This is a genomic window from Microbacterium sp. ISL-59, assembly GCF_018613945.1.
In the GTDB taxonomy this organism is placed as follows: domain Bacteria; phylum Actinomycetota; class Actinomycetes; order Actinomycetales; family Microbacteriaceae; genus Microbacterium; species Microbacterium oxydans_B.
This window is the reverse complement of the sequence record NZ_JAGGPG010000002.1, coordinates 986004-999993: the sequence shown is the minus strand read 5'-3', so window position 1 is coordinate 999993 and position 13990 is coordinate 986004. Positions and strand designations below refer to the sequence as shown.

At 69.0% G+C, this 13990-nt stretch carries 12 protein-coding genes; 3 read left to right on the top strand and 9 right to left on the bottom strand.

The window, feature by feature from the left end; translation table 11 throughout:
• Window positions 1-272: 272 nt before the first annotated feature.
• From J7E45_RS08870 to J7E45_RS08830, 9 genes are all read right to left on the bottom strand, one after another.
• A complete protein-coding gene (locus J7E45_RS08870; RefSeq protein ID WP_215068588.1) occupies window positions 273-1001 on the bottom strand; it encodes an SGNH/GDSL hydrolase family protein in 729 nt (242 codons plus the stop codon).
• Window positions 998-2173, bottom strand: a complete 1176-nt coding sequence (locus J7E45_RS08865) for a DUF4185 domain-containing protein (protein WP_251053536.1) — start codon at window positions 2171-2173, stop codon at window positions 998-1000. Before J7E45_RS08865 ends, J7E45_RS08870 begins: the two co-directional genes overlap by 4 nt.
• Window positions 2174-2218: 45 nt before the next feature.
• Window positions 2219-4339 (bottom strand): hypothetical protein, encoded by a 2121-nt coding sequence (locus J7E45_RS08860; protein ID WP_215068586.1) that lies wholly within the window; start codon window positions 4337-4339, stop codon window positions 2219-2221.
• A 40-nt stretch (window positions 4340-4379) separates the two neighbouring features.
• The gene (locus J7E45_RS08855) at window positions 4380-5192 is read right to left on the bottom strand and encodes a carbohydrate ABC transporter permease (RefSeq protein WP_167633656.1); all 813 of its coding nucleotides are present in this window, start codon (window positions 5190-5192) and stop codon (window positions 4380-4382) included.
• Window positions 5192-6067: a carbohydrate ABC transporter permease gene (locus tag J7E45_RS08850; RefSeq protein WP_215068585.1), complete on the bottom strand. Its 876-nt coding sequence runs from the start codon at window positions 6065-6067 to the stop codon at window positions 5192-5194. The genes J7E45_RS08855 and J7E45_RS08850 overlap by 1 nt, the downstream gene beginning before the upstream one ends.
• A gap of 7 nt (window positions 6068-6074) precedes the next feature.
• Window positions 6075-7343, bottom strand: a complete 1269-nt coding sequence (locus J7E45_RS08845) for an ABC transporter substrate-binding protein (protein ID WP_215068584.1) — start codon at window positions 7341-7343, stop codon at window positions 6075-6077.
• Window positions 7344-7484: 141 nt separating this feature from the next.
• Window positions 7485-9323, bottom strand: a complete 1839-nt coding sequence (locus J7E45_RS08840) for a class I mannose-6-phosphate isomerase (RefSeq protein WP_215068582.1) — start codon at window positions 9321-9323, stop codon at window positions 7485-7487.
• Window positions 9320-10201, bottom strand: coding sequence for an ROK family protein (locus J7E45_RS08835; RefSeq protein ID WP_215068580.1), 882 nt, complete (start codon window positions 10199-10201; stop codon window positions 9320-9322). Before J7E45_RS08835 ends, J7E45_RS08840 begins: the two co-directional genes overlap by 4 nt.
• A 225-nt stretch (window positions 10202-10426) precedes the next feature.
• On the bottom strand, window positions 10427-11449 hold the full coding sequence (locus tag J7E45_RS08830; protein ID WP_215068578.1) for a LacI family DNA-binding transcriptional regulator: 1023 nt from the start codon (window positions 11447-11449) through the stop codon (window positions 10427-10429).
• Between the two features lie 240 nt (window positions 11450-11689).
• Between J7E45_RS08830 and J7E45_RS08825 the strand changes: the two genes are divergently transcribed.
• The 3 genes from J7E45_RS08825 (at window position 11690) to J7E45_RS08815 (ending at window position 13967) form a co-directional block, all read left to right on the top strand.
• Window positions 11690-12877 carry a MalY/PatB family protein gene (locus tag J7E45_RS08825; RefSeq protein WP_215068576.1) on the top strand — a complete coding sequence of 396 codons (1188 nt, stop codon included), beginning with the start codon at window positions 11690-11692 and terminating at the stop codon, window positions 12875-12877.
• A gap of 95 nt (window positions 12878-12972) precedes the next feature.
• Window positions 12973-13200 carry a DUF2188 domain-containing protein gene (locus tag J7E45_RS08820; protein WP_029263966.1) on the top strand — a complete coding sequence of 76 codons (228 nt, stop codon included), beginning with the start codon at window positions 12973-12975 and terminating at the stop codon, window positions 13198-13200.
• A gap of 44 nt (window positions 13201-13244) precedes the next feature.
• Window positions 13245-13967: a 3-keto-5-aminohexanoate cleavage protein gene (locus J7E45_RS08815; protein ID WP_215068574.1), complete on the top strand. Its 723-nt coding sequence runs from the start codon at window positions 13245-13247 to the stop codon at window positions 13965-13967.
• Window positions 13968-13990: the final 23 nt, after the last annotated feature.

Here is a 13990-nt window from a genome sequence, read left to right as displayed (position 1 = left end):
CCACGCTAATACCGATGGCAAAGTTTGTCATCGCACTAGTGAACGTCATCGCCGGCACCGGCTCTGCCCCGTGGCCGCTCAGTTGCAGTGAATGAGGAAAGGTCGCGAAACTCCCGGAATCAGGAGGGCGAGTCGACCCATGCAGAGAGCCGACACGGATGCAGGGAGTACGGACGGATGTAGGGAGATTCGCGCGCTTTCGCCCCTGCATCCGGCCACACTCCCGACAGGTGTACCGCCCCGAGCGAGCACGCCGCCCCGCCCGCCGCCGGTCACACGGGAGGCCACTGCGGATGCCGCGCGACAGCGACCCGCGCCGCGAGATCCGCGAGCACGAGCGAGCCGGCACCGCCGACCCCGACCACCTCGGCCCACCCGAGTGCGAGCAGGGCATGCCCCGCGGCGCTCGGGTGGAACGCGTCGTCGAGCAGCCCCCACGGCATGCCCTCGTTGCCCGGACCGGTTCCGACCGAGAACTCCGCGAACGCAGCGTACTGATCCACCAGAACCACACCGTCCCGCGCGGCCACATCGCGGATCGCCTGCGCGAACTCGCCGATGCGTGCGCGGTCGGGCGCGTGCAGCAGGCCGACGGTCGGCGGCGTCTGCAGCACGGGGATTCCCCCGCCCGCCCGCACCCGCCGCACGAACTCCGCGATCGACTCCGCGAACGCCGACACCTCGATCACGGGGTCGAGCCACTCGGTGGTGCAGTCGTTCGTGCCGATCATGAGCGTCACCACGTCGGGCCGCCAGTGCGCCACGCGACGGTCGAAGTCCCCGAGGATCAGGTCGGCACGCCACCCCGTGATCGCCGTGTTGATCACGGCATCCTGCACCCGCCCGGCATCGCCGCGGATCAGCTCGTGCAGGTGGTCGCCGTAGCTGCGGGCACCGCGGGTGTGGATCAGGCCGTGCGTGATCGAGTCGCCCGTGAACACCCAGGTGGCCGGCGCCCCGGAGGCGAGGAGCCCCCGGAGCGCCGCGCGGTCATCCGTCAACGGCTCACCTGAAGCTGCACGTCGATGAACCGCGGACGGTAGATCGAGGCGTCGTCGTACACGTCACCCACGTTGTCGAAGGTGTTCACGTTGTAGGAGACGAGGATGCCGTTGCCCTGACGCAGATTCGGATGCTCGTGCGCGTTGTAGGTGAACACGTCGGGGTCTCCGTAGCTGCCGAGCGCCCCGGTCTCGGGTGTGCGGTACAGCTCGACCGGGTCGGTGAACGGACCCGTCGGCGAGCACGAGGTGCGCGCGACGATGCGGGTGCTGAACAGCTCGGACGTGTCCTGCGTCACGAGCAGGTAGCCGTCGCGGAAGGGGGCGACGCTGAACTCGTTGGCCACGTAGGGCACCACGGGCACGGCATCCGCCTCGTTCGCGGCCCAGGTCGAGCCGTTCCAGTACGTCCACGTGCCCTTCAGGCCGTCCTTGCCCTGCACCTTGGCGACGTAGGCCGAGCGCACTCCGCCGGGGTCGGCGATGCCGTAGATGTAGGTCGTGCCGCGTTCTTCGAGGGTCCACGAGCCCCAGTTGATGCCGGTCGCCGAGGGGAGGTCCACGATGCCCTCGAGCTGCAGCGTCTGACCGTCGAGCGTGGCGAGCCGGTTCGCGGTCCACGCGAAGTCCCACTGCCCCGTGCCGGTTCGGGCGAACTGCAGCAGCGGCACCTGCACCGTGCCGTGACGGCCGGGCGTCGGGTCGCCGATCCAGTACCACTTGCCGTCGGGCTCGGGCGGGATGATGCCGGCCGGGTCGTCGGGGGTGCCGCCGGTGATGGTCGTGAGGTCGCCACGGCGGTCCCGCACCACGACGGAGTTGTTCACGAACGGAGAGTCGGTCGGACGCGAGCCGTCGGGGTTCACGGTGCCGAGGAACGTATCCGAGAAGAACCAGCCGGTCTTCCCCTTGCCGAGCGGCATCGAATAGGTGCTGTCGCCGCCGGTCCACTCGCCGCCGGTGTTCCCGTAGGTCGTGAACGTCTCGGTCAGATCCTGGTTCACGCTCGATGTCGCCGTGAGCGTCTTGTCGACCAGCGAGCACTGCCCGTGTCCGTGCCCGCCGCCGTGCCCGCCGCCGGCCGGAACCGCCGCGCTCGCCGGGGCCGCGAACAGCGCGCCCGCGCACAGGGATGCGGCGGCGAGACCCGCCGCGATCATGCGTCTTCTCATCTCGATCACTCCTTCGTGTTCGTGTGGGGGTACTGCGAGGACGGCTCAGCGCCCGGGGGTTTCGGTGATCCCTCCCGAGGCGTCGATGTCGTAGGTCTTCTCGCCGACACGCAGGCCGCGCAGCACCGCATGCGGGTCGAGTGCGGCGACACAGCCGGACGCGCGCACCGTGCCGTCGGCCGCGACCGAGACGCCGAACAGGGCCTCGATCACGAGCTCGACCCAGGCGCCCGACGACGAGCACGACCAGTCGATGATGTACGGCAGCTGCGGCGGAGCCTTGCGGGCGCCGCCGTTGATCCCGGGCACGGCCTCCTCCACGAAATGCGCCTGTCCCATCGGTCCCTGGTTCGCCGTGCGCGACAGCCCCTCGACCCACGACGTGAGCACCTCGGGAGCGCCGAGGGCGGCCAGGGCGCGTCCGGCATCCGCGGGCCAGGCGGGGTAGGCGCCGTTCCACTGGTGGTCGGGTCGGGGGCTGTAGCTGGCGTCGGGGTCCCACGGTGAGAGCGCGCGCATCCAGTTGTCGGTCTGCAGCTCGCGCTGGAAGAACGAGACCATCTCGTCGCGGATGCCGGGGGCGAGGTCGTCGGCGATCGTCGTGCCGACCACGCTGAAGTCGTAGCAGTGCCGCACCGGCAGCAGCGTGCGGTCGGGCTGTCCTGCGGCGAAGATGCCCTGACCGGGAAGGTAGCGCTCGATCACGGCGGGAAGCAGGGCGTCGGCCTCCGCGCGCAGCTCGCCGCCGCCGGCGGAATCACCCTGCAGCTCGGCGAGCGCGGCAGCCGTCCGCATGCTCCAGACGTTCGCGGCGTTGAGGCTCGCGACCTCGTGCGTGTACGAGCTGACGCACTCCAGCAGGTTGTCGATCTCGCCGTAATCGGCGAGGGCCGTGCCTGCGCGTAACTTCTTCCACGCCATCGCCCACTGCCGTACCGACTCGGCGACTGTCTGATCGCCGACGATCTCGTCGAGGAACGCGGTGTCGCCCGTGAAGCGCACGTAGTCGTGCACGAGCCGGGTCATGGCGTAGTCGTTCACGGAGTACCAGCGGCCGACCGGCCCGCCGGTGAGCGACGAGGTGCCGAAGTGCGAGTGGATGTCGAGCGAGATCCAGTGCCGCACCTGGTTGCGCATCTCCGCGGGGTCGAGCAGTGCGTGGCTGACCGAGCTCAGACTGTAGTCCCAGATGAACGTGGTGGTGCCCCAGTAGTTGGGCATGAGGGTGTCGTACGAGCGGCCGAGCACGTTGCCCGCGAAGTCGCGGCGGAACCAGATCACGCCGAGCACCGCCCACCAGTACAGGCGGCGGAGCGGCGCGGATGCCGTCTCGAGCACGGGCAGCGCCCCGGAGAACTCTCCGTCGTCGGGGTCGAAGGCGGCGTGCAGCTGTCGGTTCCAGAACTCCTCGGCCGCGGCGACGGCACCGGGCACGTCGGCCATCACGGCGTCGTACGTCCGCGCCGCATCCGCCGCGGAGATCCCGACCGCCTGCACATAGGCGGTGCGCGCGGTGCCGCCGGCCGGCACGGCGAGCACCACCGACAGCTCGCCGCCACGACCGTTCCCGCCGATGCCGGCGTCGAACGCCTCGGGGAGTGAGGCCACTCCGCTCAGCGCCGATGATCCGCCCGCCAGGCCCTGCGCACTCCAGGCCGCGGCATCGGCCGATGAGAACAGCAGGCGCTCGCCGTCGACGGTCGCGGTGTCGCGCTCCGAGGGCGACTCGGCGTCGAGCCACGCCTCCTGCGAGCGGGTGACCCGGGCGGCTGCCGAGAGCCCGATCCGCACCTCCCGATCCTGCGATCCGGTGTTGCGCACCGCGATGTCGATCGCCACCGCCGTCTTCCCCGGCACGCACACCGTCGTCGTCTCGATCTCGAGTTCACCGACGGTCGCCCGCCGCACCACCCGATCCGCCCGCCACTCGTGCGTGACGGGCACGCCGTACGACGCGAACAGCCGGCCGTCGACGAACAGCACCGCGGTCTGGGTGAGCCCCTGCGACACGGGCGGGAACTGCACGGCGCTGATCGCGGTCAGGTCGTGGTCGACGCGCACGGTGCCGAACATGTTCGTGAGGCCGGTCGGCGCGATCATGTCGTCGTAGTGGTGGGTGACCGCATCGGCGGCGAGGTCCTCGACGGTGGGGATGAGCGGATGCATGATGCCTTTCGAGGGGCGGGGCGAGGGGCGGGAGAGGGGGTCAGTACTGGCCGAGCGCGAGGCCCTTGGCGAAGAACCGCTGCGTGCAGAGGAACAGGATCACGGTGGGGAGCGAGACGAGCACGGCCGCGGCGAGCACGACCGACATCTGCGCGCCGCCATAGGTGCTCTGCATGCCGGACAGGGTCGTGATGATCGGGCGGATATCGTCGGACTGGCTGAGCGTGAGGCCGAGCAGCAGGTCGTTCCACACGAAGGTCGCCTGCAGGATGAAGATCGCGACCAGCGCGCTCGACGCCATCGGCAGGTACAGCCGCACGAAGATGCGCCAGGTGGTGGCGCCGTCGAGCACCGCGGCCTCGAACACGTTGTGCGCGACGCCGGTGAAGAAGTTGCGCATCACGAAGGCCGAGAACGGGATCGAGATCACCGTGTAGATGATCACCATGCCCACGCGGGTGTCGAAGAGTCCGATGCGCGAGTAGGCGTCGAACAGCGGCAGCAGCACCATCTGCAGCGGGAACACCGTGCCGCCGAAGATCACGACGAACCACAGGAAGCCGCGCTTGAGCCGCAGTGCCACGATCGCGTACCCGGCCGCGGCGCCCACGAGCACGGCGATGGTCGGCGAGACGATCGAGTAGATGAGGGTGCTGAGGATGCTGTCGCCGAGGCCCGAGAGCTCGAACGCGTCGGCGAAGTTCTCGAACAGGTGGAACTCGGTGGGGATCCACGACTCCTTCGAGGTGAAGGTCATCGGGTCCTTCATCGCGTTCACGACGAGGAGGTACGCGGGCAGCAGCCACACGATCCCGAGGATGACGAGGACGGCCGTTCTGATGATCTTCGACATCACATCTCCTTCTTCGGGGAGAGCTGCTGACGCAGGTACAGCACCGAGGCGACCAGGGTGATGACGGTGAGGAACACCGCGATCGCCGAGCCGAGTCCGTAGTCGCTGTTCACGAACGTCTCCTTGTACATCGTCAGCGCGAGGGTCTCCGAGACGGTGCCCGGACCACCCTTGGTCATGCCCCAGACGATGTCGAAGGTCTTCAGGCTCGCGACGATCGAGAGCCCGACGACCACCGCCGTGAGCGGGCGGAGCATCGGCCAGAGGATGCTGGTGAACAGGCGCACGCCGCCGGCGCCGTCGATGCGGGCGGCCTCGAGCGGCTCCTTCGGGATGGCCTGCAGGCCGATGGTGAACAGCAGCGCGTTCACGCCGACGCCCTGCCACGACGAGGCGATGATCATGACGATCGTGTTGAGCGGAGCATCCAGCAGCCACCGCGGCGGCTCGGTCACGCCGAAGGCGGCCAGGGCCTGGTCGAGTGCTCCGCCGGAGGAGAGGATGAACGACCACACCACGCCGACGCCGATGCCGGACAGGGCGTAGGGGATGAGGAAGGGGAGGCGCAGCCAGATGCCGCCGCCGAGGTTCCAGGTGAGCAGGGCGATCGCCAGGCCGATGCCGACCGGGATGATCAGGGTGCCGATCACCCAGAGCACGGTGTTCATCGCCGAGCCCACGAAGTCGCCGTCGGTGAACATCTCGACGTAGTTGTCGAGCCCGATCCAGTCGGGGCTGCCGAGACCGTTGTACTTCGTGAAGCTGAGGAACACCGTCCACAGCAGGGGGAGGTAGAGCAGGATCGCGACCAGGATCACGCCCGGGGCGATGAAGCCCCGGGCGGACCACTGGTACGGCGACTTCTGATGCGCCATCCGACGCTTACTCCTGCTCTGCCCAGTGCTTGTCAGCCGTGGCCTGGATCTTCTCCAGGAACGGCATCGGGTCGCCGGGGTTGGCGTTGAAGGCGCCGAACTGCTCGATCGCGGTGGTCACGATCTCGGTCGGCATGGCCTCGAAGAACCGGTCGTACAGCATGTAGTCGTCGCCGGCGATCGTGGTGCCGAGTTCGGCGAGAGCGGGGTCTGCGACCTTCGCGTTCGGGTTGAACGCTACGTCGCCGTGGGCGTCGTTCCAGGCGGTCTGCGCGTCGGGCGACATCCACCACTCGGCATAGGCGAGACCGAGGTCGCGCTGCTTGGAGTTCTCGGCGGTGCAGATCGGGCCCGATTCGACGGCGACCGGGGTGGCGTCGAGGTCATCGTTGACGGCCGGGATCGCGAACATCCCGTAGTCGTCGGTGGTCATGCCCGCGCCCTCGAGGTTGCCCGCGAAGAACGTGCCGAAGTTGATCATGGCGTAGTCGCCCTGCTTGAGGCCGACCGCGGGATCGGTGGTGCTGCCCGCGTCGCTGAACCAGCCGGCCTCCTGCTCTTCGAGCCACACGTTCATGACGTCGACGATCTCGGGGTCGGTGTACTTGACGTCGCCCGTGGTGAGCCCGGCGTACAGGTCGGGGTCGGTCGAGGCGACCAGGTGCTGGAACCACTGGAAGGTGAAGAGCACGCTGGTCTGGTAGTACGGGGTGACCCCGGCATCCTTCAGCGTCTCGGCGGCGTCGTTCAGCTCGTCCCAGCTGGTGGGCACTTCGATGCCGTTGTCGGCGAAGGCGGCCTTGTTGTAGAACATGATCCAGTAGGCGATGTTCATCGGCACGCAGTACTGCTTGTCGTCGTAGGTGTAGCTGTCGCGCAGGTCTTCGCTCACCCAGCCCTCGTCGACCGCCTTGGTCCAGATGTCGGTGGTCTCGGCGACCAGGCCCTCGTCGACCAGCTGCTTGAGCGAGTCGCCGGTGTGCCAGGTGAACAGGCCGGGCGACTTGTCGGTGCGGAACGACTGTTTGATGAAGGCGTCGTACTGGTTCGCGTCCGAGTAGCCGGTGGTCTTGAGGGTGATGTCGACGGCCTCGCCGCTGACCTCGTTGAGCGACTCGAAGTCGGGCTTCCACGCCGCCTTGTCGGTGTAGAAGTTGAGCGTGCCGGTCACCTCTCCGGCGTCTCCGGATCCGGAGTCGCCGGAGCACCCGGCGAGGGCCAGGGTGCCGAGGAGGAGACCGGCCGCGGCAGCGGCGATCGTGCGTCGCGAAATCATTCAGAACTCCCTTGTTCGTTTGGTATCGTTACCAGAAATCTGGTTTCACGGTACCAAGGTGATGAGTGCGGTGCAAGGGATTCCCGCGGGAATCCGTCGCGATGGGTGCTGCATTCGGGTTGCTGTGTGCGGTTTCCGTGTTCAGTTGTCGCTCGTGCGCGAGCCGCGCACGTACGCCTTGACGGTCGCGAAGCGGGCGCTGCGCGAGTTCTCCGTGCGCTCGATCCGGTACGCCCCCACTGCGGCCGGGACGATGAACGTCTCGGCGTAGTGGATGACGAAGGGCTCGAAGGCACCGGTCGGGCTGACGACCTGCACCTCATCCCCCTCGACGAGGTTGAGCACGTTGACCGTGCCCTCGGTGTCGTGGTCGGCACCCTCGGTGAACCAGTGCCGGCGCACCTCGATGAACTCGAGCTCGTGCAGGCCCGTGCTCTCCTCGGTTACGTCGCCCTCGGTGCGGATGGTCTTCACCTGGCCGAGGAGGTTGTCGCCGACCCACGTGGTGTCGCGGTCCCACTGGATGTTGCGGGCGCCGTGGTCGAGGTGCACGGGGCGGGGGATGCCGTCGAGGCCGACGCGGCCCCAGTCCCAGAGCTTGAAGGTGAAGATGAACGGCGTCGCCGAGATCTCCAGCACCATCGAGTTCGCGCCCGAGCAGTGCACGGTCCCGGCGGGGATGGCGAAGTGGTCGTGCTTGCGGGCAGGGAACGAGTTGACGTACTTGTCGGCGGGGAACGGATGCTCGCCGTCCTGCGCCGTCGCCAGATCCTGCAGCATCTCGGTGCGGTCGATGCCCTCCTTGGTGCCCAGGTACACCACCGCATCGTCGCCGACGTCGAGCATGTAGTAGCTCTCGTCCTGCGTGTAGTGCATGCCGAAGGTGTTCTGGATGTAGTCGGTCAGCGGGTGCACCTGCAGGCTGAGGTTGCCGCCGTCCATCGTGTCGAGGAAGTCGAAGCGGATCGGGAACTCGGCGCCGAAGCGCGAGAACGTCTTCGCGCCGAGCAAGTCGACCGGGCGGCGGAAGACCAGGTCGAGGGCGGGGATCTCGATCACGCCGCCCTCTCCCTCCAGCAGCAGCGAGTTCTCCTCGGGCACGCAGTCGAAGCACCACGCGTAGTTGTCCTTCGAGGGGTCGAGGCCGATGAGGTTCTTCATCCACTGGCCGCCCCAGACTCCGGGGTCGAAGAACGGTACGACGCGGAACGGCCGGTGCGCGGCATCCTTCAGTGCCTGGCGGAACGCGGTGCCGGTGATCATGCCGGCTTCGGGGGAGTCCGGATGCTGTTCGGCCGGGGCGATCGCGTTGCCGTCGAGCACGAAGTCGACCGTGTCGAACAGGCTGCGCTTGTGTCGGTCGGCGACGCGCCACTCGACGAAGAAGCCGCGCTTGTACTTGCGCAGGTTGTCTTCGGCGGCGTTGTCGGCGCGCCAGTTCGTGGCGCCCTTGCGCTGGCGCAGCTGGATCTCCCAGCGGGCCATGTCGACGAGCACGGTCGCGGAGGCGCCGTCGAGGCGCGGGGCGAGGAGCGCGGAACCCCAGCCGATCACGACGGTGGGGCTCTGGGTGATGCCGCCGGCGAGGGCGTCGAGCTTTCCGGCGTCGTAGAAGTCGGTCAGGGTGAAGTGGCTCATCACGCCGAAGACGCGGTCGTCGGTGAGGTTCGGGGCGATCAGCTGCTCGACCTCGGCGACCGGGCGGGCGGCGGTCTCGACGTCGACGACGGTCCAGTCCGGCAGGGCGTCGCGCACCGCGGTCGTGAGGGCGGGGACGTCGACTCCCGGGTAGGCATCGACGAGCAGCACGGGGGCGGTGCCGGTCACGCGGGCGCAGGCCTCGGCGAGCTCGGCGGCGGCGGTCCAGCCCTCGGCGCCGCGGAGGATGCGCTCGCCCGGGGGGAGCGCCACGGTGGGCTGGGTGTCGTAGCGACCTCGGGTCGTGTGCCCTTCGTGCATGTCGCTGATCGGGGTGGTCACTTTTCCTCCTGCGGTGTGGCGGTGTGAATGGTCGTGGCGCGGGCGAGGACGCTGAGTCCGCGGGCGACGGAGAGTTCGGGTTCGGGTGGGACGACGAAGTGCGGCGGCGTCATCGAGGGCCAGAGGTGTGCGCGCACGTGGGCCTCGATCGGGGCGCGGACGGCATCGCCCGCGCGCAGGATCCCGCCGGACAGGATCACCACGGCCGGGTCGTACGAGTGCACGAGCGAGGTGACGACCGCGCCCCACACGTGCAGGAAGCGGTCGCGGATGCCGGGGTGGGCGTCGGTCGTGAAGACCTCGGTCATGGTGGTGCCGGAGGGGAGCGCCCAGGTGCTCGCCAGCGCCTCGCCACAGCCGATGTTCCCGCACGGGCATATCGGTCCGTCGAGGTCGACCGTGAGGTGTCCGCCGAGGATGCCGGCGTGCCCGGTGCGTCCGCGCAGGGGCATGCCGTCGATCATGGCTGCGGTGCCGATGCCGGTGCCGAGGGTGACGAGCACCGCATCGCCCTCGCCGGCTGCGCTGCCCGTCGAGGTCTCGCCGATCAGCGCGGCCCTGGCGTCGTTCTCGACCATGGCGGGGAGGCCGAACTCGGTGAGCGCCCAGCTGTTCAGGTCGAGGCCCTCGAGGAAGTCGTACTTGGCGTTGGCGTGCAGCATCCGTCCGCTGGTCGGGTCGACGACGCCCGGGACGGCGATGCCGACGGCATCCGCGGGGACGGTGGTCTCGGCCAGGAGTCGGCGGGCTTCGGCGGCGGCAGCGGCCAGGTCGGCCGGGCTGCCGAGCACGGGGATGCTGCCCGAGGTGACGACACGGTTGCCGTCGATCACGGCGAGCTTGATCTCGGTGCCCCCGAAATCGATGCACAGCTCCATCCGGCCTCCTCGTCGCCTCATCCGACTGCCTCGTCGATGATTGGTAACGTTATCAATGAGGTGTGGGGGTGTCAACACCCGGCCGTATATGGGGCGGTGAGCGGCCTCCGGATGACGATTCGCCGAGGTGATGACGGATCGCCGCCCTCCCGACATGAGAACGTCCGGGAAACGTCCGTGTCTCGTCGGATCGACGGACCCGAGAGGCGGGGCGCCGGGTCGGACTCAGCGCACGGAGCGCAGCGACACCGGCAGTTCGACCTCGCGAGGCTCGGCGTCCCGGTCCCCGCCGTCGAGGCGGTCGAGCAGCAGGCGGGTGACCGTGCGGCCCAGTTCGCGCGGATCGTGATCGATCACGCTGATCGGCACGGGCGACAGCTCGGCGAGCTCGAAGTCGTCGAAGCTCATGATCTCGGGGAAGTCGGCCGCGGCGCGGGAGCCGGCATTGAGCTGGGCGCTGATCTCCTTGAGCGCGCCGATGGCGTTGCGGTTGTTGGCGCAGAAGATCGCCGTGGGCGGATGCTCGGCGCCGAGCAGTGCCCGGGTGGCTTCGCGAGCCTGGTCGACGGTCTGCTGGTTGGCGGCGACGATGCTCGGGTCGACGGCGAGTCCGCGTTCTTCGAGTGCACGCACGAACCCGGCGTACCGACGCTCGCCGGTGAAGATCGACAGCGCATTGCCGAGGTAGCCGATGCGGGTGTGGCCGTGGTCGATGAGCGCGATCGTTCCGCGGTAGGCGCCGTCGTCGTCGGCGAGCACGACGCTGTCGACCGCGAGTCCGTCGATGCGACGGGAGGCGAGGACGACGGGCACGCCCTGGCTCTGCGAGTGCGCGAGGTGGGCCGAGGTGGGGCCGGCGGGCACGACGATGAGTCCGTCGACGCGGCGGCCGAGGAAGTCGCCGACGAGGTCGGCTTCGCGCGCGGCATCCTCCGACGTGTTGCCGAGCAGGATGCGGCGGCCGGTGAGCGCGGCCTCCTCTTCGACGCCGAGCGCGAAGGTGCTGTAGTACGGGTTGGCGATGTTCGTGATCGCGACGCCGATGAGTCCGCTGCTGTGGCCGGGGCGGATGCTGCGGGCGTTCTCGTTGCGGTGGTAGCCGAGTTCGGCGACGGCTTCCATGACGCGCTGCTGCACGTCGGGCTTGACGTTGAGCCCGCCCGAGAGCGTGCGCGAGACGGTCATGGGGCTGACGCCCGCTCGGGTCGCGACCTCTTTCACGGTCGGGCGGCGCGCTCGTTCGCTCATCATTGCCCTCCGGATGTCGTGCGTGCGATCTAGGGAACGTTACCAGCGGGCTCCGGGATCCGCGGGGTGCTGCGGGATGCCGCGCCCACCGTCACGGACGGAAACGCGAAGTGCGACCGCGACGGGGTGTCCGTAGATTGGTCGGACCCCGCTGTGAATGGAGCTTCCCGTGCCCGAGATCCGTGCCCCGCACCTGTCCTGTACGGACGCTGTCGGCTGAGCCGGCGGGAACCCACGACCATGACCGCACATTCCTCCTCGCATCCGTTCGACGAACGCACCCGCCTGTTCCTCGACAGGCCGCAGAGCCGCAAGTGGAGTCTGCACCCCGGTCGTATCGGGGCATGGGTGGCGGAGATGGACTTCGGGATCGCGCCCGAGATCGCGGCGGCACTGCACCGGGCGGTCGACGACGAGAACCTCGGATACCTCTCGCCGCCGCAGGCCGCGGAGCTGGGGGAGGCCACCGCGGGATGGATGCGGAGCGAGTACGACTGGGCGGTCGACCCGGAGCGCGTGCATCCGGTGTCGGATGTGATGGCCGCACTCGGGGTCGCGGTGCAGGAGTATGCACCCGCCGGTTCGCCGGTGATCGTGCCGACTCCGGCATATATGCCGTTCCTGACATATCTGCCGGCGATCGGGCATCCGGTGATCGAGGTCCCCGGCGTCGAGGTCGATGGACGCTGGCAGCACGACCTGCAACGCATCGACGAGGCGTTCGCCGCGGGGGCGCGGACGCTCGTGCTCTGCAACCCGCACAACCCGACCGGCACCATCGTCGGTCGTGGAGAGCTCGAGGCCATCGCCGCGATCGTCGAGCGGCATGGCGGCCGAGTGTTCGCGGATGAGATCCACGCGCCGCTGCGCTACGACGGCGCACCGTTCGTGCCGTACGCGTCGGTGTCGGAGGCGACGGCCGCGCATACCGTGACAGGCACGAGCGCGTCGAAGGCGTGGAACGTCCCGGGGCTGAAGACCGCACAGCTGATCACCTCGAACGACGCGGATCAGCAGCTGTACAAGCGGTTCGGATTCGCGGTGCAGCACGGGGCGTCGACCCTCGGTGTCGTGGCGTCGACGGCCGCGTATCACGAGGGCAAGCCCTGGCTTTCCGACGTGCTCGAGTATCTCGACGGGTCGCGGCGTGAGCTCGCCTCGCTGGTGGCGGAGCATCTGCCCGGCGCCGTGTACCGGGCGCCCGAAGCGACTTACATCGGCTGGATCGACACCCGCGCGCTCGGTATCTCCGGGCCGCCGGCGGAGTTCTTCCGCGAACAGGCCGGGGTCGTGCTCACCGAGGGTCGGCTGCTCGGGCGGGGTGCCGAGGGCTTCGTCCGGGTCGTGTTCGCGACCCCGCGTCCGATCCTCGAAGAGGCGTTCGCGGCGATGGGCGATGCGGTGCGGCGGGCCGGCCTCGGCGGCTGAGGCGGCCGGATCGGACACCCCTGCGGAGGCTGTCAAGGGGCTCTGCCTTTGTCGGCCGTCCGTCGTATAAAGGGAGTCGAGAGAAGGGATCCCGCATGGCCGCAGGTGATATCGAGACGTTCCATCGCAATGGCATCTGGTTCAACCGCATCGAGGGCGAATCGCAGACGTTGGGCGCGAGCTTCGAGACCGAGGCCGATGCGGTGAAGGCCGCTCGTGGTGCGGCGATGGCGCGCCAGGTCGCGCACACGGTGCGCACCGAGGAGGGTCCCTCGAAAGACGAAAGCGCGTACGAGCGGCACCCGCGCGACCTGATCGGATGAGCGTGCCGTCTGAACGTGCACGCGCAGCCGACTCCGAGCGGCGCATGCTGTTGCAGGCATGCGTCAACGGTGCCAGGGATCCGGCGGAGCATCCGTGGTTGAGTCTCGACCCGGCCGTGGTCGCCGATGATGCTGCACGGGCCGTGGCCGCCGGTGCGCGCGAGGTGCATGTGCACCCGAAGGATTCTTCCGGCCGCGACAGCCTGGCCGCCGACGATGTGGCGCGGTGGGTGTGGGCTGTCCGTCAAGCTGCGCCTGGTGTGCTGGTCGGAGTGACGACCGGGGAGTGGGCCGAGCCCGATGTCGAGCGTCGCCTGGCCGCGATCGAGTCGTGGACGGAGCTGCCCGACCACGCATCCGTCAACTGGCATGAATCCGGTGCCGACGAGGTGGCGGCCCTGCTGATGCGACGCGGGGTGGCTGTCGAGGCGGGACTGTGGGATGCGGCGGGGTTCGAGGTGTGGAAGCGTTCGCCCGTGCGCGACCGGTGCCTGCGGGTTCTGATCGAGCTGCCCGATGAGCCGGCCGAGACCGTGCGCGAGCACGCCGAGGGGATGATCGCGCACGTGTCGCTCGAGGAGCCAGACCTGCCCGTCCTGCTGCACGGTGAGGAGGGTTCGACGTGGCCGGTGTTCGACCTCGCGGTCGAGCTCGGCCTGGATTCGCGGATCGGCTTGGAAGACACTCTGTTGCTCCCCGACGGCAGCAGCGCGCCGGGGAATGCGGCGCTGGTGCGGGCGGCTGTGCAGCGGATGCGGGGAGTCTGACGCCCGGGGTGGCGAGACTGCGG

Bases quoted from the DNA above. Each gene is read 5' to 3' on its own strand.
- J7E45_RS08845 (WP_215068584.1), bottom strand. From the start codon at position 7,343: ATGATTTCGCGACGCACGATCGCCGCTGCCGCGGCCGGTCTCCTCCTC.
- J7E45_RS08825 (WP_215068576.1), top strand. From the start codon at position 11,690: ATGACCGCACATTCCTCCTCGCATCCGTTCGACGAACGCACCCGCCTG.
- J7E45_RS08855 (WP_167633656.1), bottom strand. From the start codon at position 5,192: ATGTCGAAGATCATCAGAACGGCCGTCCTCGTCATCCTCGGGATCGTG.
- J7E45_RS08850 (WP_215068585.1), bottom strand. From the start codon at position 6,067: ATGGCGCATCAGAAGTCGCCGTACCAGTGGTCCGCCCGGGGCTTCATC.
- J7E45_RS08865 (WP_251053536.1), bottom strand. From the start codon at position 2,173: ATGAGAAGACGCATGATCGCGGCGGGTCTCGCCGCCGCATCCCTGTGC.
- J7E45_RS08820 (WP_029263966.1), top strand. From the start codon at position 12,973: ATGGCCGCAGGTGATATCGAGACGTTCCATCGCAATGGCATCTGGTTC.
- J7E45_RS08835 (WP_215068580.1), bottom strand. From the start codon at position 10,201: ATGGAGCTGTGCATCGATTTCGGGGGCACCGAGATCAAGCTCGCCGTG.
- J7E45_RS08830 (WP_215068578.1), bottom strand. From the start codon at position 11,449: ATGAGCGAACGAGCGCGCCGCCCGACCGTGAAAGAGGTCGCGACCCGA.
- J7E45_RS08815 (WP_215068574.1), top strand. From the start codon at position 13,245: ATGCTGTTGCAGGCATGCGTCAACGGTGCCAGGGATCCGGCGGAGCAT.
- J7E45_RS08860 (WP_215068586.1), bottom strand. From the start codon at position 4,339: ATGCATCCGCTCATCCCCACCGTCGAGGACCTCGCCGCCGATGCGGTC.